Below are 21,304 nucleotides of genomic sequence, written 5' to 3'. Positions count from 1 at the left end.
TAGCCGGGCGACCGATGCCCCCTCCCTAACCCTCCCCCGCCTTTGGCGGGAGAGGGAACTCCGCTGCTCCGACGCCTACCCCCTCTCCCGCGTTAGCGGGGGAGGGTTGGGGAGGGGGCAAGCGCATGCGCCTTCCCTCAAACCCCCTCCCGCTCCTCCGTCAGGGCGCGGGGCAGCTTGAAGACGATGTTCTCGGTCGCGGTGCGCAGCTCCTCGACCGTCACGTCGAAGCGGGCGCGGGCGGCCTCGATCACCTCCTCGACCAGCACCTCCGGGGCCGACGCTCCGGCGGTGATGCCGAGCCGACGCACGCCGTCCAATGCGCTCCAGTCGATGTCGGCGGCGCGCTGTACCAGCTGGGCGGCCGGGCAGCCATGGGTCTTCGCCACCTCGACCAGCCGCTTGGAGTTGGAGGAGTTCGGCGCCCCCAGCACCAGCAGCGCCTCCACCTTCGGCGCGATGGCCTTCACCGCCGCCTGCCGGTTGGTGGTGGCATAGCAGATGTCCTCCTTCTTCGGCCCGGCGATGGCGGGGAAGCGGGCCTGGAGCGCGGCCAGGATCTCCGTCGTCTCGTCGACCGACAGGGTGGTCTGGGTGGCGAAGGCGAGGTTCTCGGGATCGCGCACCTCGACGGCCGCCACGTCGGCCACGGTCTCCACCAGGACGACCGCGCCTTCCGGCAACTGGCCCATGGTGCCGACCACCTCGGGATGGCCGGCATGGCCGATCAGGACGATCTGGCGGCCGTCTTCGAAATGGCGCTCGGCCTCGCGATGGACCTTGCTGACCAGCGGGCAGGTGGCGTCGAGATAGAACAGCCCGCGCGCCTCGGCCGCCTGCGGCACCGATTTCGGCACGCCATGGGCGGAGAACACCACCGGCCGGCCGTCCGGAACCTCGCTCAGCTCGTCGACGAAGACGGCGCCCTTGGCCTCCAGGCTTTCGACCACGAAACGGTTGTGGACGATCTCGTGCCGGACATAGACCGGCGCGCCATAGCGGTCGAGCGCCGTCTCGACGATCTGGATCGCCCGGTCCACCCCGGCGCAGAATCCGCGCGGGGCCGCGAGGAGGATGGTCAGGGGAGTGGTCGTGGTCATATGCGCTGCGCAGCCCTTAGGTGGATGAGGTCGCCCTTAGGTGGTCCTGTGCCGAACGGCCGCAAGGGATAGAACCGCCGCGCGGTCTTGTGCCGGTCAAGCTGGGACACTAAAGTCGCGGTCCAACAGCCCGTTAACCGATCAGGCCGAACCGATGGACCGCCGCGACCGTAATATAGGATCCCCCGCCCGGAAAAGCCCGCCGGCGTCCCTCCTGCGGATGGGCCGCCCTGCGTTGCTCGCGGCCGGGGCCGTGCTGGCTTTGTCCGGATGCTCCGGCATGGGGCCGACCAACCCATCGGACGCGGCGCTGGCCTGCCCGAAGGTCAACATCGTCCGCGACCTGCAGGAAGTCACCGTCTTCCGCCCCGGCGGCAAGGACCTGACCGACCTGGAGTCGCGCGCAGCATTGACCGACTACACTGGCAACTGCGAATACACCAGTGCCGGCGTCACCGTGAACGTGAACGTCTATCTGGTGGCCGAGCGCGGCCCGGCGCTGAAGGGCGACGTCGCCAAGTACCAGTATTTCGTCGCGCTGGCCCAGCCGGATGATACGCTGGTGTCGAAGGCCTATTTCGACACCGACGTCACCTTCGTCCCCGGCCAGCCGCGCGCCGGCAGCAAGGAGGAGCTGGCCCCGCGGATCCCGCTGCCCAAGGATGGCAACGCCAAGGACTGGAAGGTCTATCTCGGCTTCCAGCTGACGCCGGAGCAGCTGGAGTTCAACCGGACGCAGGTGAAGAAGTAAGGTGCGCTGCCGGCGCGCCGCACGCCATTCCCAAGCCATCCGCCAGGGAGAGTACGATCATGGTCCAACCCGTCGCGGCGTCCAAGGAACCCATCACCATCGAGATGGAGGCCGGCAAGACCTATTGGTGGTGCCGCTGCGGCCGCAGCGCCAAGCAGCCTTTCTGCGACGGCAGCCACGCCGGTACCGGGCTCGAACCGATGAAGTTCTCGCCGACCACGACGATGAAGGCGCGCTTCTGCGGTTGCAAGGCGACCAAGAAGCCGCCGTTTTGTGACGGCAGCCATCTGGATTTGTGAGGATGCCGGTGGAGGGCCACTGAAACATGAAGCCGGACAAAGGTCCGGCTTCATGCATTTCAGGTCAGGGCAAGCGGGTGGCGGTGAAGAAGGTTGCGGTCGGCGTTCCATCCAGGATGCCGTCGGTGATGATGGTGTTGAGCACTTTCATCTCGACATAGTCGGTCGTGCCGTTGAGGTAGCAGATGGAGCTTGTCGCGGCGTAGGTCGGCGTCGCGATAGGCGTCAGCGACCGGCACAGGGAAAGGTTGGTGCCGTTGACGTAGAGGCCGGCATAGATGGATCCATTCACACCGCAGTTCATCATCACCTGGGCATGAAGCAGATACTTGCCGGCAACCAGCGGCAAGAAGCGGGACGTGGACGTATCGAACGCGTTCCCGACATTGATATCCGTCGTCGTCAGCAGGGCCTTGGCCCAGGCGTTGTTGGTGACCCCGCTCTGGCCGACGTTGTTCCGATGCGCACGAACCACCACGGAATTCTGGGTCGCCGGTGTTTGATCGACGAGCGTCCGCTCGTCCACGATCAGATCGTTGCCGATAGCGTCCGTCGTCGGCAGCAGCATGACACGCGCCACCGGCAGCGTGCCGGTCGGGATCGCCGGCGGGGTCAGGTTGTTGACGGTGCCGGTGACGATGGTCGCGGCGCCGGTGCTGCGGTCGATCACCACGCGGTCGATGCGGAAGCCGTTGGATGGCGGGGTGAAGGGGCCGACGGACTGGGCGTTCACCTCGGTCAGGGTGGTGCCGTTCAGCAGGTTGCCGGGGTCGAGCGCCACCGTCGGGTTCGGCACGATCTGCGCATGGGGCGCGAAGGCGCCGACGATGCGCTGGGAAACCGCCCAGTTGGCGGTGGACTGCGACAGATCGGTCGGGTTGAAGGTCTGCACGGTCATGGATGGGGCTCCGCTGCATCGGTGATTGGAAGGGCACGCGACGTACGAAGGCTGGCCAGCTCGGCGAAACGCGCGGCGCCACCATGGTCGGCTTATAAGCCTGTAGTAAAGATAAAAATCCTAAAACAAGGAATATAAACAGAATGCGGCTGTAGCTCTGCCGTGTGCCGCCGTCCGATACCCCGATTGACAATCGCCCCCATCCGCGACAGTGTGCCGCCATCACGCCGATGATCCCTCGCGGGAGAGATCACCCACGGACGCGCCGGTAACGGCAGGTCCGCAGGTGGCGCCGAAGGAGCAACCGCCCCCGGAAACTCTCAGGCAAAAGGACCGCAAGGGGATAAGGCAACTCTGGAAAGCAGCCTCGGCGCTCATCCGCCGCGACTCACCGAAGGAGTAAACCGGCTGCCCGGCTCGACCCGGCGGCGGTGAATCTCTCAGGTCCAAGACAGAGGGGGCAGCTCACCCGTGCCGATCCCGGCGCGGGGGCGAACCCCTGTCGGAGGACCCGCAGCGTGACCGAGGCCGCAACCGCTCTCAAGACCACCCCGCTGCACGCGCTCCATGTCGAGCTTGGCGCCCGCATGGTTCCCTTCGCCGGCTACGACATGCCGGTGCAGTATCCGCTCGGCATCCTCAAGGAACACCAGCACACCCGCGAGAAGGCCGGGCTGTTCGACGTGTCCCACATGGGGCAGGTCCGCCTGACCGGCGCCGATCCGGCCGGAGCCTTGGAAACGCTGGTTCCCGGCGACATCAAGGGTCTTGCCCAGGGCCGCATGCGCTACACGCTGTTCCTGAACGACCAGGGCGGCATCCTCGACGACCTGATGGTGACCAATGCCGGCGACCATCTGTTCCTGGTGGTCAATGCCGCCTGCAAGGAGCAGGACGTCGCCCATCTGCGCGAAAAGCTGGCCGGCAAGGCCGAGGTCGAACTGCTGGACGATCTCGCCCTGATGGCGCTGCAGGGCCCGGCGGCGGCCGGGGTGATGGCCCGCTTCGTGCCGGAAGCCGCCACCATGAAGTTCATGACCTGCCTGTCCGCCACCTTCAAGGGCGTGCCGGTGATCCTCACCCGCTCCGGTTATACCGGGGAGGATGGCTACGAGATCTCCTGCGACAAGGCCGATGCGGAGATGATCGCCCGCGCCCTGCTCGCCGAATCGGAGGTCGAGGCGATCGGGCTGGGCGCCCGCGACTCGCTGCGGCTGGAGGCGGGGCTGTGCCTCTACGGCCATGACATCGACACCACCACCACCCCGGTCGAAGCCGCGCTGGAATGGACCCTGCCCAAGCGCCGCCGCGCCGAGGGCGGGTTCCCCGGCTACGACATCATCCACCGGCAGCTGACCGAGGGGGCGTCGCGCCGCCGCGTCGGCATCCAGCCCGACGGCCGCCAGCCGGCCCGTGAGCACACCGAAATCCAGGATACCGCAGGCGCGACGCTCGGCGAGATCACCAGCGGCGGCTTCGGCCCGACTGCCGGTGCGCCGGTCGCCATGGGCTATGTCGACACCGCCAATTCCGCGGTCGGCACCGCGCTGACGCTGGTCGTCCGCGGCAAGCCGCTGCCCGCCCGCGTCGCCGCCACGCCCTTCGTGCCGCAGCGTTATTACCGGGGCTGATGCTCCGGGGCCGCAAACCAATCAACCGTTCCGAACAGGGAAACTTTCAGATGACCAGGAAATTTACCAAGGACCATGAGTGGGTTCTCGTCGAGGGTGATGTCGCCACCGTCGGCGTCTCCGACTTCGCCCAGAGCCAGTTGGGCGACGTGGTGTTCGTCGAGCTGCCCGAGGCCGGCCGCGTGCTGGAGCAGGGCAAGGAAGCCGCCGTCGTCGAATCGGTGAAGGCCGCCAGCGACGTCTATGCCCCGGTGTCGGGCACCGTCCTGGAATCGAACCAGGCGCTGGTCGATGACCCGTCCAAGGTCAACGGCGATGCCGAGGGCGAGGGCTGGTTCTTCAAGCTCCAGCTGAGCGACGCCGCCGAACTCGATGATCTGATGGACGAAGCGGCCTACAAGGCCTTCGTGGAGGCGTCGCACTGACATGCGGTATCTGCCCCTGACCGAGGCCGACCGGCAATCGATGCTGGAGGCCATCCGCGCGAAAACGGTGGACGACCTGTTCCGCGACGTGCCCGAGGCGGCCCGGCTGGCCGGCCCGATCGGGGGCTTGCCCAACCATATGGGTGAGCTCGAGGTCGAACGGCTGCTGGGCGCCATGGCGGCGAAGAACATCCCGGCGGGCGCGGTGCCGAGCTTCCTCGGCGCCGGCGCCTACCGCCACCATGTTCCGGCCACCGTCGACCATCTGGTCCAGCGCGGCGAGTTCCTGACCGCCTACACCCCCTATCAGCCGGAGGTGAGCCAGGGCACGCTGCAGGTACTGTTCGAATTCCAGACCCAGGTCGCGCTGCTGACCGGCATGGATGTGGCCAACGCCTCGATGTATGACGGCGCCACCTCCTGCGCCGAGGCGGTGATGATGGCCAACCGCATCACCAGGCGGAAGAAGGCGATCCTGTCCGGCGGCCTGCACCCGCATTACCGCGACGTGACCACCACCGACGCCCGCTTCATCGGTTTCGAGGCGGTGGCCCTGCCGCCGGCCCCGACCGGCGGCGAGGATCTGCTGGCGCTGGTCGATGACCGGACGTCCTGCGTCGTCGTGCAGAATCCGGACGTCTTCGGCCATGTCCGCGACTACACCGACCTTGCCGCCGCCTGCCAGGCCAAGGGCGCGCTGCTGGTCGTCGTGGTGACGGAGGCGCTGTCGCTCGGCCTGCTGACCCCGCCGGGCGACATGGGCGCCGACATCGTCGCCGCGGAAGGCCAGTCCTTCGGCAACGCGCTGAATTTCGGCGGCCCCTATGTCGGGCTGTTCGCGGTGAAGGACAAATATGTCCGTCAGATGCCGGGCCGCCTGTGCGGCGAGACGGTGGACGCCGACGGCCGCCGCGGCTTCGTGCTGACGCTCTCCACCCGCGAGCAGCACATCCGCCGCGAGAAGGCGACGTCCAACATCTGCACCAACTCCGGCCTGTGCGCGCTGGCCTTCTCGATCCATGTCAGCCTGCTGGGCGAGGCCGGGATCACGCAGCTGGCCCAGCTGAACCACGCCAAGGCGGTGCAGATGGCCGACCGGCTGGCCGCCATCCCCGGCGTTGAGATCCTGAATGACGGCTTCTTCAACGAATTCACCGTGAAGCTGCCGAAGCCGGCCGCCGCGGTGGTCGAGGAGCTTGCCGGGCGCCGCATCCTCGCCGGCGTCCCGGTGTCGCGACTCTATCCCGGCCAGGGGATGGACGACCTGCTGCTGGTCGCCGTCACCGAGACCAACACCGACGCCGACATGGACGCCTTCGCGGCAGCCTTGACCGAGGTTCTGGCATGAGCATGAACACCCAGGGCCGTCCCTCGGCCATTCCCGCCGGCAGCGCCGGGTTCGACGGCGTGACCGGCACCGTCACCGGCAACCGCGGCCTGCAGATCGAAGAGCCGCTGATCTTCGAACAGGACAGCGCCGGCCGCACCGGCGTCGACCTGCCCGACGTGCCGAAGGTGGCCAGCCGTCTCGGCGCGGTGAAGCCGCGCGCCCGGGTCGGGCTGCCCGGCCTCGCCGAGCCGCAGGTGGTCCGCCACTACACCCGGCTGTCGCAGAAGAACTACGCCATCGACAGCGGCTTCTACCCGCTGGGCTCCTGCACGATGAAGCACAACCCGCGCCTGAACGAGAAGATGGCGCGGCTCCCCGGCTTCTCCGACGTGCATCCGCTCCAGCCGGTCAGCACGGTGCAGGGCGCGCTGGAACTGATGGACCAGCTTGCCCACTGGCTGAAGACGCTGACCGGCATGGCCGCGGTGACGCTGGTGCCGGCTGCCGGTGCCCATGGCGAGATGTGCGGCATCATGGCGATCCGCGCCGCCCATGAGGCCAACGGCGACAGCGGCCGCACCAAGATCCTGGTGCCGGAGAGCGCCCACGGCACCAACCCGGCGACCGCCGCCGCCTGCGGCTACGGCGTCGATGCGATCCCGGCGACCGCCGACGGCCGCGTCGACCTGGAGGCGCTGAAGGCCAAGCTCGGCCCCGACGTCGCCGGGCTGATGCTGACCAACCCCAACACCTGCGGCCTGTTCGAGCGCGACATCATCGAGATCGCCGAGGCGGTGCATGCGGCCGGCGCCTATTTCTACTGCGACGGCGCCAACTTCAACGCCATCGTCGGTCGGGTGCGTCCGGCCGACCTCGGCATCGACGTCATGCACATCAACCTGCACAAGACCTTCTCCACCCCGCATGGCGGCGGCGGGCCGGGGTCGGGTCCGGTGGTGTTCGCCCAGTCGCTGGCGCCCTACATCCCGGTGCCCTATGTCACCCACGGGGCGGAGGGCTTTGCGCTGGTGGAAGCCGCCGGCGACGGTCCGGCCTTCGGCCGCATGAAGGCCTTCCACGGCCAGATGGGCATGTTCGTCCGCGCGCTGTCCTACATGCTGAGCCACGGTGCCGACGGGCTGCGGCAGGCGTCGTCCGACGCGGTGCTGAACGCCAACTACGTGATGGCGCGGCTGGAGGACGTGATGACGGCGTCCTTCGAGGGGCCGTGCATGCACGAGTGCCTGTTCGACGACCGTTTCCTGAAGGGAACCGGCGTCACCACGCTCGACATGGCGAAGGCCCTGATCGACGAGGGCTTCCACCCGATGACCATGTATTTCCCGCTGGTCGTCCATGGTGCCCTGCTGATCGAGCCGACCGAGACGGAAAGCAAGGCCAGCCTCGACCAGTTCGTCGATGCGTTGCGCGCGCTGGCCGAGCGGGCGAAGTCGGGCGACGCCGCCTATTTCCAGGCGGCTCCGCGCCTGACCCCGCGCCGCCGCCTGGACGAGACTGCCGCCGCCCGCAAGCCGGTGCTGCGCTGGACCCCGCCGGTCACGGTCGAGGCCGTGGCGGCGGAGTAGGGGCCGCGGCGGTTGCCCCCTCCCTGACCCTTCCCCGCCCTCGGCCGGCCGAAGGCCGGTCCGATCGCGGGAGAGGGGGACTCCGCTGTAATCCCGCAAAGCTCCTGCCCCCTCTCCCGCGGAACGCGGGGGAGGGGTGGGGAGGGGGCCATCACTCACTTGTCGGATTTGTCGACGTAACGGTCTGCCTGTTTCTGCTCCTCGGCGGCCTCGCGCGACATTTCCTCGCCGATCTTCGGGTCGAGGCGCTTGGCCTCTTCGATCAGCTCGCGCGCCTTGCGGGGATCGCCTTCGGCGGCCCGGTCCAGCGCCTCCTCGGCGATCTCATGGGCCTTCTTGTGCTCCGGGGTCTGTTCGTGGCGGGTTGCCATCGCTGCGTCTCCTGGACATTGCGGAAATCCGTTCGGACGTCCTCCAACAGCCCGCGGCCGCCCGGGTTCCAGCCGCCGCAGCGCACAAAATTTTTTTGGAAGCGACGGAATAGGGAAGGCGGGCTGCCCGTTTGTGCGGGTGTCCGGTGGCACACGGCCACCCTGCAACAGGGCACGCGAACTCCCCATGAGCAACCCGAAGAACCCGATCCGGCGCGCAGCCATCGTCGCCGCTCTGCTGGCCGTGACTGCCGGCCACGCGTCCTTCTGGTCCTGGCGCAACGCGCCGACGCCGGTGGAGGCGGAGCCCGGACGCATCGAATCCGTGTCCTACTCGCCCTCGGGGCGCAGCTACGATCCCAACCACCAGCCGGTGGTGCCGCGCCGGGAGATCGAGAAGGACATGACCGCCATCGCCGGCTTCGCCGACGGCGTGCGCACCTATTCCACGCTCGGCTCGCAGGGCGAGGTGCCTGAGATCGCGGTGTCCAAGGGGCTGGACGTCACGCTCGGCATCTGGCTGAGCAAGGACAAGGCCCGCAACGAGCGCGAGGTGCTGCACGGCATCGCGCTTGCCAAGGAGTTCCGCGGCATCAAGCGCATCGTCGTCGGCAACGAGACGCTGCTGCGCGCCGAGCTGACCGACGCCGAGCTGGCGTCCTACATCCGCCGCGTGCGCGCCGCCGTGCCCCCCGGCATCAAGGTCGGCACCGCCGATGTCTGGTCGGAGATGATCAAGGCCGACGCCACCGTGAAGGCCTCGGACTTCATGGGCGTCCACGTCCTGCCCTACTGGGAGGGCGTGCCGGTGGCGGACGCGCTGACCTGGATTCGCGACCGGCTCGACACCGTGCGCAAGGCGCATCCGGGCAAGCCGCTGTTCGTCGGCGAGGTTGGCTGGCCGTCGGGTGGCGAGAACTTCCATGACGCCTACCCGACGCCTGAGGCCCAGGCCGCCGTCGTCCGCGGATTCGCGGCGGAGGCCAACGCGCTAGGCATCCATTACAACGTGGTCGAGGCGTTCGACGGCATCTGGAAATCGACCATCGAAGGCTCGCCCGGCCCGACCTGGGGCGTGCTCGACGCCGACCGTGCGCCGAAATGGGCGATGACCGGCGCGGTCGCCGCCCCCTATGGCGAGCGGGTCGGCGCCGGGGTGGCGCTGGCCGTCGGCCTCGCCCTGTCGGCCTTCGCCGTGTTCCGCCGCCGCACCAATGTCGGCTTCGCGCTGGCCGCCGCGCTCGGCGCCAACGTCATCGGCTTCGCCATCGGTTCCGCCGTCGCCGGCGCTTTCGCCGAGTATCTGACCTTCGGCGCCGTCACCACCTGGGGCTCCGCCTTCGCGCTCGGCGCCCTGATGATGAGCGTCGCCTTCGCCGATCTGGTCGACGTCGCCCGCCGCCTGCTGACCGGCCGCGCCCCGGCGCTGCTGCCGCAAGCCGTGCCTGAGGTCGGACACCAGCCGGCCGGGCACACGCCCATGGTCTCCATCCACGTCGCCGCCTGCCGCGAGCAGCCGGACGTCCTCAACGCCACGCTTGCCTCGCTGTCGCGGCTAGACTACCCGAACTACGAGGTTGTCGTCCTGATCAACAACACCGAGGAGGAGCATCTTGTCCGCCCGGTGGAGGAGATGTGCCGGGCGCTCGGGTCCAAGTTCAAGTTCCACTGGTACAAGAAGATCTCCGGCTTCAAGGCCGGCGCGCTGAACGCCGCCCTGCGCCACACCGATCCGTCTGCCGGGATCGTCGCCGTGCTCGATGCCGACTATACCGTATCGCCCGACTGGCTGTCGAAGCTGGCCCCGGCCTTCGCCGATCCGTCCGTCGGCATCGTCCAGGCCCCGCAGGAGCACCGTGACGGCGACGAGACCGCGTTGAAGGCGGCGATGACCGCCGAATACCGCCCCTTCTTCGACGTCGGCATGCAGGAAGGCGTCTCCAGCCAGGCCTTCATCTGCCACGGCACCATGATCATGCTGCGCCGCTCCGCCATGGACCAGGTCGGCGGCTGGTCGGAAGCCGGCATCTGCGAGGACACCGAGCTGGGCCTGCGCATCCTGTCGGCCGGCTACCGCGCCGCCTACACCGACGAGCGACTCGGCGCCGGCCTCGCCCCGGACAACTTCATGCAGTTCCGCAAGCAGCGTGACCGCTGGGTGTTCGGCTCGACCCAGATCGTCCGCGCCCATTGGAAGAAGTTCCTGCCGGGCTCGGCCGAGCTGAACGCGCGGCAGAAGCTGGGCTACGTCACCAACTGGATCCGCTGGTGGTCCGACGCCGTCGGCCTGTTCGCAGCCGCCGCCGCCGTGGTCTGGACCTTCGCCTCGCTGGTCCTGCCGCTCCACCTGCCGCCGGTCGCCGCGACCGCCGCCGTGCTGGGTGCCCTGGTCTTGCGTGCCGGCTCCAGCCTGCTGGCCTCGCGCTACGCCTCGGGCAACAGCTGGAGCCACAGCCTGGGTGCCTGCGCAGTCGGCATGGCGCTGTCGACCACGGTGGCGCTGGCCGTCGTCCGCGGCCTGTTCCGCAAGCAGGACGCCTTCCGGGTGACCGCCAAGGGCGGCAAGCGCGCCGCCGGCCGCTTCTGTGCCAAGCCGGAGGCGATTCTGTCCGGCGCCCTGGTCGCCGCCTCGACCACCGCCGCGCTGGTCAACCCGCTGGGCACCCTGTCGCTGGAGCTGTGGTCTATCCTGCTCGCCGCCATGGCGGTGCCGAACCTGATGGCCGTCGCCTTCGGCATCGGCGACATGCTGCCGGTCCGCGAGAGCAAGCCGGCCCCGGTACCGGCGGTCCAGCAGAACGCCCCGGCCGGTCAGGAGCAGGGGGCGAACCGTCCGATCGCCGCGTAACTCCCGCCCTTCTCCCGCCCGTTTCATCCCCATGGCCCCTTTCCCGCCCGCCCGGCGGGGGAGGGGCCGGCTTTTTTGGGGGAGGGTACGCATGTCCCACCAAGGTCAAACTTGTGAGCGGCGGCGCTTCGTGCCTACCATCTGCGCGTCAACACCGCGCGAACCAATGCGCCCCCGCACTCCATGCTGCGCTTCACGCCCTGGGAGAACGCCATGCACGTCGTCACCGCGTCCGACCAATCGCCGCGCTCGCTCCTGGCCGATGACGACCGGGTGCGGCTGGAACGCTTCCTGGCCGATCAGGCCGGTGCGGCCCGGGTCACGGTGATCGAGGACGGGCGGCTCGGCGGTGGCGCCATCTCCCTAAATCTGGCGGTGACGCTGGACATCGACGGCGGCCGGCTGGCCGGGCGTCACGCCTGCGTGCTGCGGATGGAGGGGGCCGGCCGCATCTCCGCCAGCATCGGCAAGCTGCGCGAGTTCGTGGTGCTGCGCGCGGCGTTCGCCGGTGGCGTGGCGGCGCCGGAACCGCTGTTCGCCTGTGACGATCCGGCGGTGCTGGGGCCCGACTTCTACATCATGCGCCGGGCCGAGGGGCTGGGCGCCGGCCATGCCGTCACCCGGTCCGACGCGCCGCAGCCGGACTTGGCGCGCGAGCTCGGCCGGCAGCTCGGCCTGTTGCACCGGGTGTCGCCGGACACCGACGGGCTGGAGCGGCTGGGCGACCTGCCGGACTGCCCGGCGCAGGAGACGCTGGCGCAGCTCCGCCGCTGGTTCGGCGATCTGGCGCGGCGCGATCCGGTGATCGCCTGGGGGCTGCGCTGGATGGAGATCAATGCTCCGTTGCCGGGGGCCGTGGTGCTGTGCCACCGCGATTTCCGCACCGGCAACTATCTGGTCAAGGACGGTGCCCTGACCGCGATCCTTGATTGGGAGTTCGCCGGGTTCAGCGACCCCATGGAGGATCTCGGCTGGTTTTGCGCCCGGTCCTGGCGCTTCCGCCGCACGGACCGCGAGGCCGGCGGCATCGCCGATCGTGCGGATTTCTATGCCGGCTACGAGGAGACCGCCGGCCGCCGCGTCGATCCCGCCCGCGTGGCCTATTGGGAGACGGCGGCCTATCTCCGCTGGGCGGCGGTCGCGCTGGAACAGGGGCGCCGCCACAGCTCGGGCGCCGAACCGTCGCTGGAGCTGGCCCTGACCGGCCGCATGCTGCCGGAGATCGAGATGGACCTGCTGCGCCATCTGCGCTCGACCGGCGCGGTGATGGCTAGCGCCGTGGACAAGGTGGCCTGATGCTGAGCGATGCCGATGCCCGCGGCTTGCTGGAGATCGCCGCCGCGACCTTCCGCACCGACGTCCTTCCCCATGTGGCCCCGGAGGCGCGCTTCAAGGCGCTGATGGTCGCCAATGCACTGGAGGTCGCCCAGCGCGAGTTGAAGGGCCTCGATGCCGCCGGCCATTCCGTGCTGGGGGCGCTCGCGCTGCTCTATGGCGAGGACGCCGACGATGGTCTGGCCGGCGACGAACTGCGCCACCGGGTCGAGGCGTTGGAACACCGTTTGTGCATCGAGATCGCCGCCGGCGACTTCGATCATGACGGCCAGGAGGTGCTGATGGACTCGCTGGATGCAATCGTCAGGGCGCGGCTCGGCATTACCAATCCGAAGGCGCTGGGGTAGGGCGATCCGGCGGAGACCCCGATGCCGGCACTTGGGCGCCGCCTATGGCGACGGACCCCGAAGTCGCTCGCAAGTTTCTCGACTGCCTTCCACCTACGACCGCCTTCGGCATTTATCCGGCCTATGGGCGACGGCTTCATGCCCTCTTCCGGGGCGGGAGGGGGAGCAATTTGCGATTGCCCTCGCCCCGTCCGAAGGCAGCTTGACTTTCGCGCCCGTCCGGTGTGGTGTGTCGAACCGTTTTTTTCGCCGGAATCCGACCTTTTCAAGGTGTTTCGACCCATGCACCCCTACCGCACGCACACCTGCGGCCAGCTTCGTGAAGAGAATGCCGGTGAGACCGTCCGCCTGTCGGGCTGGATGAACCGGAAGCGCGACCATGGACAGCTGCTGTTCATCGACCTGCGCGACCATTACGGCCTGACGCAGTGCGTGGTCGATACCTCCAATCCGGCCTTCGAGGTCGCGAACCGGCTGAAGCTCGAATCGGTCGTCACCGTCACCGGCAAGGTGGTCAAGCGCACCGCCGAGACCATCAACGACAGGCTGCCCACCGGCCGCATCGAACTACAGATCGCCGAGTTGACGGTCGAGGGCGAGGCGGAGCAGATCCCGCTGCAGGTCAACCAGGACACCGACGCCGGCGAGGATGTGCGCCTGCGCTACCGCTTCCTCGACCTGCGCCGCGAGCGCATCCACGAGAACATCATGCTGCGCTCGCGCGTGATCGCCTCGGCGCGCCGCCGCATGATCGACCAGGGCTTCACCGAGTTCCAGACGCCGATCCTCACCGCCTCCTCGCCGGAAGGTGCCCGCGACTATCTGGTGCCGAGCCGCAACCATCCCGGCAAGTTCTACGCGCTGCCGCAGGCGCCGCAGCAGTTCAAGCAGCTGCTGATGGTGGCCGGCTTCGACCGCTACTTCCAGATCGCCCCCTGCTTCCGCGACGAGGATGCGCGTGCCGACCGCAGCCCGGGCGAGTTCTACCAGCTCGACTTCGAGATGTCGTTCGTCACCCAGGAAGACGTCTTCGCCGCGATCGAGCCGGTGCTGCACGGCATCTTCGACGAGTTCGGCGGCTTCCGCCGCGACTCGAAGCCGGCGATCGACCAACTGCCGTTCCGCCGCATCTCCTTCGCCGAATCGATGCTGAAGTACGGCAACGACAAGCCGGACCTGCGCAACCCGCTCGTCATCACAGACGTGACCGAGGTGTTCAAGCGCGACGACGTCGAGTTCCGCGCCTTCAAGCAGACGCTGGAGAAGGGCGGCGTCGTCCGCGCCATCCGCGCCCCGAAGGTCTCCGACCGTCCGCGCAGCTTCTTCGACAAGCTGAACGACTGGGCGCGCGGACTAGGCGCTCCCGGCCTCGGCTACATCGTTATGGAAGCGGGCGGCGGCAAGGGGCCGATCGCCAAGTTCGTGCCGGAGGCGGCGCAAGCCCAACTGCGCGAGCTGGCCGGCATGGAAGACGGCGATGCGATCTTCTTCGTCTGCGACCAGCCCGGCCCGGCGGCCAAGCTGGCCGGCTTCGCCCGCACCCGCATCGGCGAGGAACTGGACCTGATCGAGAAGAACGCCTTCCGCTTCTGCTGGATCGTCGACTTCCCGATGTACGAAATGGATGAAGAGACCAACAAGGTCATCTTCAGCCACAACCCGTTCTCCATGCCCCAGGGCGGCCTGAAGGCTTTGGAGACGATGAACCCGCTCGACATCAAGGCCTACCAGTACGACATCGTCTGCAATGGCGTGGAGCTGTCGTCCGGCGCCATCCGCAACCATCTGCCGGAAGTGATGTACAAGGCCTTCGAGATCGCCGGCTACCCGCCGGAGGAGCTGGAAGCCCGATTCGGCGGCATGCTGAGCGCGTTCAAGCTGGGCGCCCCGCCGCATGGCGGCTCGGCTCCCGGCATCGACCGCATCGTCATGCTGCTGGCCGACGAGCCGAACATCCGCGAGGTGATCGCCTTCCCGCTGAACCAGCGGGCCGAGGATCTGCTGATGCAGGCTCCGGCGCCGGTCGATACGGCACGCCTGCGCGAGCTGCACTTGAAGCTCGACCTTCCCAAGCCGAAGGTCGCCGCGCCGGCGGCGCCCCAGGCCTAATTAAGCCGGACCCGATCAGGACTTCCGAACCGCTTCCGGTTCAAGGAAAAAAGGCCGCGCGGACAGGGCTCCGCGTGGCCTTTTTTCTTGTCAACACAGGTTCGCGGGGCTATGTAAGCGCCGTCGTCAAAACCTCACGCGGGCTGGCGGACCGTCGGTTTCGTCCGATGGCCCGATCCGGTGTCGTAGGCCATGGTTTTCATGCGCCCGACAACGCCCGCGGCGGAGCAACCGGAAAAAGGGATTTTTTCCACATGACCATGCCCACCTTCACCATGCGCCAGCTGCTGGAAGCCGGTGTCCACTTCGGCCACCACACCCGCCGCTGGAACCCGAAGATGAACCAGTACATCTTCGGCGTCCGCAACGGCGTGCACATCATCGATCTCGAGCAGACCGTCCCGATGCTGCACCGCGCCCTCCAGGCCGTGCGCGACGTCGTCGCCGGCGGTGGCCGCGTCCTGTTCGTCGGCACCAAGCGCCAGGCCCAGGAGCGGATCGCCGAAGCCGCCGCCAAGTGCGGCCAGTACTACGTCAACCACCGCTGGCTCGGCGGTATGCTGACCAACTGGAAGACCATCTCCCAGTCGATCAAGCGCCTGCGCGAGATGGAAGAGCGTCTGGGCGGCGACACCTCGGGCCTGACCAAGCGCGAAGTGCTCGAGCTGACCCGTGAGCGCGATAAGCTTGAGCGTGCGCTGGGCGGCATCAAGGAGATGGGCGGCCTGCCGGACGTCATCTTCATCATCGACACCAACAAGGAGTCGATCGCGGTCAAGGAAGCCAACAAGCTGGGCATCCCGGTCATCGCGGTCCTCGACAGCAACTCCGATCCGGACGGCGTGGCCTTCCCGATTCCCGGCAATGACGACGCGCTGCGCGCCATCGAGATGTACTGCGACCTGACGGTCGGCGCCGTGCTCGACGGCCTGCAGGCCGAGATGAGCGCCGCCGGCATCGACGTCGGTGCCGCCGAGGACGCCCCGGCCGAGCAGCTGCCGGAGGAAGAGACCGCAGAGACCGCCGCCCAGGCCTGACCCTGACGGTTGAAGGGCAGCCGGGCCTTATGACCTATGGCCCGGCTGCCTTTTTTATGGCTTGCCACCCGTTTTGACTTTGTGACTCAATCCGATCCGCTTGCCGGATCGCTTGGAAGGAAGAGGGCGCAACATGGCCGAGATTACCGCCTCGCTCGTCAAGGAACTGCGCGAGAAGACCGGCGCGGGCATGATGGACTGCAAGAAGGCGCTGAACGAGACGCAGGGCGACCTCGAGGGCGCCGTCGACTGGCTGCGCAAGAAGGGCCTTGCCGCTGCCGCCAAGAAGTCGGGCCGCGTCGCCGCCGAAGGTCTGGTCGCCGTCGCCACCGCCGGTACCAAGGGTGCCGTCGTCGAGGTGAATGCCGAGACCGACTTCGTTGCCCGCAATGACCGGTTCCAGGCGTTCGCCGCCACGACCGCCGAGCTGGCCCTGGCCACCGGTGGCGATGTCGAGGCGCTCAAGGCCGCCACCTATCCGGGCACCTCGCACACCGCCCAGGACGAGCTGACCAGCCTGATCGCCACCGTCGGCGAGAACATGAACCTGCGCCGCAGCGTCACCCTGTCGGTCTCGGCCGGCGTGGTTGTCAGCTACGTCCATTCGGCCATCGCGCCGGGCCTGGGCAAGATCGGCGTCCTGGTCGCCCTCGAGTCGACCGGCGATGCCGCCAAACTGGCCGATCTCGGCAAGCAGATCGCCATGCACATCGCCGCCGCCCGTCCGGATGCGCTCGACATCGCCGATGTCGACACCTCGTCGCTGGAGCGTGAGCGCAGCGTGCTGGCCGAACAGGCCCGTGCGTCCGGCAAGCCGGAAAACATCATCGAGAAGATGGTGGAAGGCCGCGTTCGCAAGTACTACGAGGAGGTCTGCCTGCTGGAGCAGACCTACGTGATCGACGGCGAGACCAAGGTCCGCAAGGTGGTCGAGAACGCCGCCAAGGACATCGGTGCACCGGTCAAGGTCACGGGCTTCACACGCTACGCGCTGGGCGAGGGCATCGAGAAGGCCCAGTCGGACTTCGCTGCCGAAGTCGCCGCCGCCGCCGGCGTCCAGGGCTAAGCAAGGTTCGACCGTCAGCCGCATTCCGAAACAACAAGGGAGCGTTCCCCCAATGGTCGAGACCACCGGGACCACCGCGTCGGCCGCGAGCCCCCGTTACAAGCGGGTTCTCCTCAAGGTGTCGGGCGAAGCGCTGATGGGTCAGCGCGACTACGGACTGGACCCCGAGATGGTCAACCGCATCGCCAATGAGGTGAAGGCGGTCATCGCGCTCGGTGTCCAGGTTTGCCTGGTCATCGGCGGGGGGAACATCTTCCGGGGTGTGAAGGGTGCGGCCGGCGGCATGGAACGTGCCTCGGCCGACTATATCGGCATGCTCGCCACTGTGATGAACGCGCTCTCGATGCAGAGCGCGCTCGAGCGGATGGGCGTCATCACCCGGGTGCAGTCGGCTATCCCCATGTCCTCGGTCTGCGAGCCCTACATCCGGCGCCGTGCAGTCCGTCACATGGAAAAGGGCAGGGTAGTGATCTTCGCCGCCGGTACCGGCAACCCCTTCTTCACCACCGACACCGCCGCCGCTCTGCGCGCGTCGGAAATGGGGTGCGACGGCCTGCTGAAGGGCACGCAGGTGGACGGCGTCTACACCGCCGATCCGAAGAAGGATCCGGCTGCGACCCGCTATGAGCGCCTCACCTACATGGATGTCCTGACCAAGGACCTGCAGGTGATGGACGCGTCGGCCATCGCGCTTGCGCGTGAGAACCACATCCCCATCCTCGTCTTCTCCATCCACACGCCCGGCGCCTTCGCAGAAGTGATGCAGGGCCGTGGCAAGCACACCATCATAACGGAAGAAAGGGAGTAGGCCCGTGGCTGCGCCCGACCTATCGGATCTGAAGCGCCGCATGGAAGGCGCGCTCGAATCGTTTCGCAAGGAACTGAGTGGCCTGCGTACCGGCCGCGCTTCGTCCAACCTGCTTGAGCCGGTGATGGTCGAAGCCTACGGCAGCCGCATGCATCTGCGTGAGGTCGCCACGGTGTCCGTTCCGGAACCTCGCCTGATCTCCGTGCAGGTGTGGGACCGCGGCATGATCAAGGCGGTGGAGAAAGCCATCCGCGACAGTGGTCTGGGGCTCAATCCCCAGTCCGAAGGCCAGGTCATCCGCGTGCCGCTGCCCGATCTGACGCAGGAGCGCCGCGCCGAACTGGCGAAGGTCGCCCACAAATATGCCGAGCAGGCCCGCGTCGCCATCCGCAACATCCGTCGTGACGGCATGGATGCGCTGAAGAAGGCGGAGAAGGCCAGCGAGATCACCCAGGACGAGCACAAGGTCCAGGCCGACAAGGTGCAGACGTTGACCGACCAGCACATCAAGCTGGCCGACGATGCGCTTGCACAAAAAGAAAAGGAAATCATGCAGGTCTGATCCGGAATGCGCGACGCGGACGACAACCGGTCCCAGAAGGCCCCGGCACACGTCGCCATCATCATGGATGGCAACGGGCGTTGGGCAAAGGCGCGCGGCCTGCCGCGCACCGCCGGTCACAAGAAGGGCGTGGACGCCGTCCGCCGCACCGTGGAAGCGGCGCGCGAGCTTGGCATCGGCACTCTGACGATCTTCAGCTTCTCTTCGGAGAACTGGCGCCGGCCGGAGGAGGAGGTCAGCGACCTGATGGGTCTGCTGCGCTTCTACCTGCGCAGCGAGGTCGCCGAACTGCACAAGGCGGGTATCCGACTTCGGGTGATCGGTGATCGCGCCCGGCTGTCGGACGACATCAACCGCCTGATCGTCAATGCCGAGGACCTGACCGCCGCCAACCGGGTCATGACCCTGGTGGTGGCGCTCAGCTATGGTTCGCGGCTGGAAATCGTGCAGGCGGCGCGGCAGCTTGTCGAGGATGTCGCGGCAGGGCGTCTGTCGCCCGGCGCCATCGACGAGGGTGCGCTATCGGCCCGGCTCTATACGGCCGACATTCCCGACCCCGACCTGATTATTCGCACCAGTGGCGAGAAGCGGATCAGCAATTTCCTGCTGTGGCAGGCCGCTTACGCGGAGTTCGTCTTCGTGGACACCCTCTGGCCCGATTTCACCAAGTGCGACCTGGAGGCGGCTATTGAAGAGTTCCACCGACGGGAACGCCGCTTCGGCGCCACCACCGCCGGGACCCGCTGAGGCGCCGGAGGCTGCGTCGCCACCGCTGCCGGTGAAGGCGTCCAGGGCGGGGGACCTCAAGGTTCGCGTCCTGTCGGCCGTCGTCCTGGCACCGGTCGTGCTGGGAGCTGTCTGGATGGGCGGCTGGGTGTTCCACGCCCTGATGGCGTTCAGCGCGGTGGTAGCCGTTTCCGAATGGACGAACATGGTTCCCAGCGCCCGGCGCCTGCCGGCGCGGCTGATGGCGGCCATCGGCATTATGATCGCCGTGATGGCGCAGATCGCCGCCGGCCCCGCCGCGGCATTGGGGGTTGCGGCGGCTTTCGCGGTCCTGACCGGTATTGTCGGCGGCGGTAAGGATCGCGGCCTGCTGGGATTCGGCGTGCTCTATGTCGCGGTCGGAATGGCCGGGCTGATGTGGCTGCGCGACCTTCCCACTGTCGGGCTTTCTCTTTTCCTCTATGTGATGCTCGCCATATGGGCGACCGACATCGGCGCCTATGCTGCCGGCCGGAGCATCGGCGGACCGAAGCTGGCGCCGCGCATCAGCCCCAAGAAGACCTGGGCCGGCCTGCTCGGCGGCATGGTTTCCGCTTCGCTGTTCGGCTGGCTGGTGGCACTGGCCTTTGGTGCCGCAAGGCCGGATGTCGCGCTGGCAGTCGGAGCAGTCGTCGCGGTGGTCGGACAGGCCGGCGATCTCTTCGAGTCGGCGGTCAAACGGCGCTACAATGTGAAGGATAGCGGCCAGCTCATCCCCGGGCACGGCGGCATCCTCGACCGCATCGACGGGCTTCTGGCCGCAGCCCCGGTGTTGGCCTTGTTCCATGCGGCCGCTGGATCGGTTCTCTCATGGTGGTGATGGCGGGAGCGGTGTCCGATACGCCGCGCAGGGTGACGATCCTCGGATCGACCGGTTCTGTCGGTACCCAGACTGTGGATCTCGTCGCCCGCGATCCGGATCGCTTCCCGGTAGAGGCGCTGACCGCCAACCGCAACGTCGATCTGCTGGCCCGGCAGGCCCGGCAACTGAACGCAAGACTGGCGGTCGTCGCCGATCCCGCCAGCTACGCCGGATTGAAGGAACGGCTGTCCGGAACCGGGATCGAGGCCGCGGCCGGGGCCGATGCCGTCATCGCCGCCGCCGAACGGCCGACCGACTGGGTGATGGCCGCCATCGTCGGCGCGGCCGGGTTGGGGCCGACATTGGCCGCAGTGCGCCGTGGCGCCATCGTCGCCTTCGCCAACAAGGAGGTGCTGGTCTGTGCCGGCGCCCTGATGATGGAAGAGGTGAAGGCGCACGGCGCCACGCTGCTACCGGTCGACAGCGAGCATTCCGCCATCTACCAGGTCTTCGACTTCGAGCGGACCTCCAGCGTCTCACGTCTGATCCTGACCGCTTCCGGCGGCCCCTTCCGCAGCCGGGACCGTGCCTTCATGGCGACGGCGACGCGGGAGCAGGCGGTGGCACACCCGACCTGGGAGATGGGCGCCAAGATCTCCGTCGACAGCGCCACGATGATGAACAAGGGACTGGAGCTTATCGAGGCCCATTTCCTGTTCGGCATCCCGGAAGAGCGGATCGACGTCCTGGTCCATCCGCAGTCGGTCATCCATTCCCTGGTGGAGTATGTCGACGGTTCGGTCCTGGCCCAACTCGGCACGCCGGACATGCGCACCCCAATTGCCTACGCGCTCGGCTGGCCGGCACGCATCGCCACTCCGGCGGAGAGGCTCGACCTGGTCAAAGCCTCGACCCTGACCTTCGAGGCACCTGATCCCGTGCGTTTTCCGGCTCTCCGGCTGGCCCGCGCCGCCTTGCAAAGCGGGGGTGCCGCCCCTACTATTCTCAGTGCCGCCAACGAGGTGGCCGTCCAGGCGTTTCTCGACCGCCGGATAGGCTTCCTCGACATCGAAAGGATCGTCGAGGAGACGTTGGCGGCGTTGCCCCACCGCCCGCTGAGCGATCTCGCCGCCGTGCGGGACGCCGACGCGGACGCCAGGCGTGATGCCGCCGGACGCGTGACGGCCAGCGGTGCGATGGCGGTTGGCAGCCGATGATCCGCGTTCGAGGCGCT

General features: G+C 67.9%; 20 protein-coding genes and 1 riboswitch. Of the genes, 17 read left to right on the top strand and 3 right to left on the bottom strand.

Translation table 11 applies throughout. From position 1 onward, the window contains the following. Window positions 1–137: 137 nt before the first annotated feature. Window positions 138–1,100, bottom strand: coding sequence for a 4-hydroxy-3-methylbut-2-enyl diphosphate reductase (ispH, locus tag AL072_RS12780; protein ID WP_045582235.1), 963 nt, complete (start codon window positions 1,098–1,100; stop codon window positions 138–140). A gap of 280 nt (window positions 1,101–1,380) precedes the next feature. Here ispH and AL072_RS12775 point away from each other — a divergent pair, with 280 nt between their 5' ends. After that, window positions 1,381–1,851 (top strand): hypothetical protein, encoded by a 471-nt coding sequence (locus AL072_RS12775; RefSeq protein ID WP_245636680.1) that lies wholly within the window; start codon window positions 1,381–1,383, stop codon window positions 1,849–1,851. Window positions 1,852–1,910: 59 nt separating this feature from the next. Then, window positions 1,911–2,150, top strand: a complete 240-nt coding sequence (locus tag AL072_RS12770; RefSeq protein WP_045582237.1) for a CDGSH iron-sulfur domain-containing protein — start codon at window positions 1,911–1,913, stop codon at window positions 2,148–2,150. Between the two features lie 64 nt (window positions 2,151–2,214). Here the strand turns inward: AL072_RS12770 and AL072_RS12765 are convergent, their stop codons facing one another. Continuing rightward, on the bottom strand, window positions 2,215–3,048 hold the full coding sequence (locus tag AL072_RS12765) for a hypothetical protein (RefSeq protein WP_045582238.1): 834 nt from the start codon (window positions 3,046–3,048) through the stop codon (window positions 2,215–2,217). A gap of 231 nt (window positions 3,049–3,279) precedes the next feature. Next, window positions 3,280–3,394, top strand: a riboswitch (glycine riboswitch). A gap of 172 nt (window positions 3,395–3,566) precedes the next feature. On the opposite strand from AL072_RS12765, the gene gcvT reads away from it, so the two are divergent. The 4 genes from gcvT to gcvPB are packed head-to-tail and all read left to right on the top strand — an operon-like array spanning window position 3,567 to window position 8,020. Beyond that, window positions 3,567–4,679 (top strand): glycine cleavage system aminomethyltransferase GcvT, encoded by a 1,113-nt coding sequence (gene gcvT, locus AL072_RS12760; RefSeq protein WP_045582239.1) that lies wholly within the window; start codon window positions 3,567–3,569, stop codon window positions 4,677–4,679. A gap of 50 nt (window positions 4,680–4,729) precedes the next feature. Beyond that, the gene (gcvH, locus tag AL072_RS12755) at window positions 4,730–5,104 is read left to right on the top strand and encodes a glycine cleavage system protein GcvH (protein WP_045582240.1); all 375 of its coding nucleotides are present in this window, start codon (window positions 4,730–4,732) and stop codon (window positions 5,102–5,104) included. A gap of 1 nt (window position 5,105) precedes the next feature. Further along, complete coding sequence (gene gcvPA, locus AL072_RS12750) at window positions 5,106–6,452, top strand: aminomethyl-transferring glycine dehydrogenase subunit GcvPA (RefSeq protein WP_045582241.1); 1,347 nt, start codon at window positions 5,106–5,108, stop codon at window positions 6,450–6,452. Further along, complete coding sequence (gcvPB, locus tag AL072_RS12745) at window positions 6,449–8,020, top strand: aminomethyl-transferring glycine dehydrogenase subunit GcvPB (protein ID WP_082108946.1); 1,572 nt, start codon at window positions 6,449–6,451, stop codon at window positions 8,018–8,020. Before gcvPA ends, gcvPB begins: the two co-directional genes overlap by 4 nt. A 155-nt stretch (window positions 8,021–8,175) precedes the next feature. On the opposite strand, the gene AL072_RS12740 is transcribed toward gcvPB, so the two are convergent. After that, on the bottom strand, window positions 8,176–8,391 hold the full coding sequence (locus AL072_RS12740) for a hypothetical protein (protein ID WP_045582242.1): 216 nt from the start codon (window positions 8,389–8,391) through the stop codon (window positions 8,176–8,178). A gap of 187 nt (window positions 8,392–8,578) precedes the next feature. On the opposite strand from AL072_RS12740, the gene AL072_RS12735 reads away from it, so the two are divergent. The 11 genes from AL072_RS12735 (at window position 8,579) to AL072_RS12685 (ending at window position 21,287) form a co-directional block, all read left to right on the top strand. Further along, window positions 8,579–11,239: a glycosyltransferase gene (locus AL072_RS12735; RefSeq protein WP_060721706.1), complete on the top strand. Its 2,661-nt coding sequence runs from the start codon at window positions 8,579–8,581 to the stop codon at window positions 11,237–11,239. Between the two features lie 213 nt (window positions 11,240–11,452). Further along, on the top strand, window positions 11,453–12,535 hold the full coding sequence (locus AL072_RS12730; RefSeq protein WP_060721714.1) for a phosphotransferase family protein: 1,083 nt from the start codon (window positions 11,453–11,455) through the stop codon (window positions 12,533–12,535). Next, the gene (locus tag AL072_RS12725) at window positions 12,535–12,921 is read left to right on the top strand and encodes a DUF6285 domain-containing protein (RefSeq protein ID WP_060721705.1); all 387 of its coding nucleotides are present in this window, start codon (window positions 12,535–12,537) and stop codon (window positions 12,919–12,921) included. Before AL072_RS12730 ends, AL072_RS12725 begins: the two co-directional genes overlap by 1 nt. A gap of 282 nt (window positions 12,922–13,203) precedes the next feature. Continuing rightward, a complete protein-coding gene (aspS, locus tag AL072_RS12720; RefSeq protein WP_045580008.1) occupies window positions 13,204–15,030 on the top strand; it encodes an aspartate--tRNA ligase in 1,827 nt (608 codons plus the stop codon). 254 nt (window positions 15,031–15,284) lie between these two features. After that, window positions 15,285–16,067, top strand: coding sequence for a 30S ribosomal protein S2 (gene rpsB / locus AL072_RS12715; RefSeq protein ID WP_045580009.1), 783 nt, complete (start codon window positions 15,285–15,287; stop codon window positions 16,065–16,067). A 133-nt stretch (window positions 16,068–16,200) separates the two neighbouring features. Continuing rightward, complete coding sequence (gene tsf, locus AL072_RS12710) at window positions 16,201–17,133, top strand: translation elongation factor Ts (RefSeq protein ID WP_045580010.1); 933 nt, start codon at window positions 16,201–16,203, stop codon at window positions 17,131–17,133. A gap of 52 nt (window positions 17,134–17,185) precedes the next feature. Then, window positions 17,186–17,941 carry a UMP kinase gene (pyrH, locus tag AL072_RS12705; RefSeq protein ID WP_045580011.1) on the top strand — a complete coding sequence of 252 codons (756 nt, stop codon included), beginning with the start codon at window positions 17,186–17,188 and terminating at the stop codon, window positions 17,939–17,941. Between the two features lie 40 nt (window positions 17,942–17,981). Beyond that, window positions 17,982–18,503, top strand: a complete 522-nt coding sequence (gene frr / locus AL072_RS12700) for a ribosome recycling factor (RefSeq protein WP_045582244.1) — start codon at window positions 17,982–17,984, stop codon at window positions 18,501–18,503. 6 nt (window positions 18,504–18,509) lie between these two features. Next, complete coding sequence (locus tag AL072_RS12695; protein WP_045580012.1) at window positions 18,510–19,250, top strand: isoprenyl transferase; 741 nt, start codon at window positions 18,510–18,512, stop codon at window positions 19,248–19,250. Continuing rightward, the gene (locus tag AL072_RS12690; protein ID WP_052709847.1) at window positions 19,192–20,088 is read left to right on the top strand and encodes a phosphatidate cytidylyltransferase; all 897 of its coding nucleotides are present in this window, start codon (window positions 19,192–19,194) and stop codon (window positions 20,086–20,088) included. The genes AL072_RS12695 and AL072_RS12690 overlap by 59 nt, the downstream gene beginning before the upstream one ends. Beyond that, window positions 20,079–21,287: a 1-deoxy-D-xylulose-5-phosphate reductoisomerase gene (locus tag AL072_RS12685; RefSeq protein ID WP_082108768.1), complete on the top strand. Its 1,209-nt coding sequence runs from the start codon at window positions 20,079–20,081 to the stop codon at window positions 21,285–21,287. Before AL072_RS12690 ends, AL072_RS12685 begins: the two co-directional genes overlap by 10 nt. The last annotated feature ends 17 nt before the right edge of the window (window positions 21,288–21,304 follow it).

It is taken from the genome of Azospirillum thiophilum (assembly GCF_001305595.1).
Classification (GTDB): Bacteria; Pseudomonadota; Alphaproteobacteria; order Azospirillales; family Azospirillaceae; genus Azospirillum; species Azospirillum thiophilum.
The sequence above is the reverse complement of the archived record's forward strand: the minus strand, read 5'-3'. Positions and strand labels throughout refer to the sequence as shown.

Bases quoted from the DNA above. Each gene is read 5' to 3' on its own strand.
- ispH (WP_045582235.1), bottom strand. From the start codon at position 1,100: ATGACCACGACCACTCCCCTGACCATCCTCCTCGCGGCCCCGCGCGGA.
- AL072_RS12775 (WP_245636680.1), top strand. From the start codon at position 1,381: ATGGGGCCGACCAACCCATCGGACGCGGCGCTGGCCTGCCCGAAGGTC.
- AL072_RS12770 (WP_045582237.1), top strand. From the start codon at position 1,911: ATGGTCCAACCCGTCGCGGCGTCCAAGGAACCCATCACCATCGAGATG.
- AL072_RS12765 (WP_045582238.1), bottom strand. From the start codon at position 3,048: ATGACCGTGCAGACCTTCAACCCGACCGATCTGTCGCAGTCCACCGCC.
- gcvH (WP_045582240.1), top strand. From the start codon at position 4,730: ATGACCAGGAAATTTACCAAGGACCATGAGTGGGTTCTCGTCGAGGGT.
- gcvPA (WP_045582241.1), top strand. From the start codon at position 5,106: ATGCGGTATCTGCCCCTGACCGAGGCCGACCGGCAATCGATGCTGGAG.
- gcvPB (WP_082108946.1), top strand. From the start codon at position 6,449: ATGAGCATGAACACCCAGGGCCGTCCCTCGGCCATTCCCGCCGGCAGC.
- AL072_RS12740 (WP_045582242.1), bottom strand. From the start codon at position 8,391: ATGGCAACCCGCCACGAACAGACCCCGGAGCACAAGAAGGCCCATGAG.
- AL072_RS12735 (WP_060721706.1), top strand. From the start codon at position 8,579: ATGAGCAACCCGAAGAACCCGATCCGGCGCGCAGCCATCGTCGCCGCT.
- AL072_RS12730 (WP_060721714.1), top strand. From the start codon at position 11,453: ATGCACGTCGTCACCGCGTCCGACCAATCGCCGCGCTCGCTCCTGGCC.
- AL072_RS12725 (WP_060721705.1), top strand. From the start codon at position 12,535: ATGCTGAGCGATGCCGATGCCCGCGGCTTGCTGGAGATCGCCGCCGCG.
- aspS (WP_045580008.1), top strand. From the start codon at position 13,204: ATGCACCCCTACCGCACGCACACCTGCGGCCAGCTTCGTGAAGAGAAT.
- rpsB (WP_045580009.1), top strand. From the start codon at position 15,285: ATGACCATGCCCACCTTCACCATGCGCCAGCTGCTGGAAGCCGGTGTC.
- tsf (WP_045580010.1), top strand. From the start codon at position 16,201: ATGGCCGAGATTACCGCCTCGCTCGTCAAGGAACTGCGCGAGAAGACC.
- pyrH (WP_045580011.1), top strand. From the start codon at position 17,186: ATGGTCGAGACCACCGGGACCACCGCGTCGGCCGCGAGCCCCCGTTAC.
- frr (WP_045582244.1), top strand. From the start codon at position 17,982: ATGGAAGGCGCGCTCGAATCGTTTCGCAAGGAACTGAGTGGCCTGCGT.
- AL072_RS12695 (WP_045580012.1), top strand. From the start codon at position 18,510: ATGCGCGACGCGGACGACAACCGGTCCCAGAAGGCCCCGGCACACGTC.
- AL072_RS12685 (WP_082108768.1), top strand. From the start codon at position 20,079: ATGGTGGTGATGGCGGGAGCGGTGTCCGATACGCCGCGCAGGGTGACG.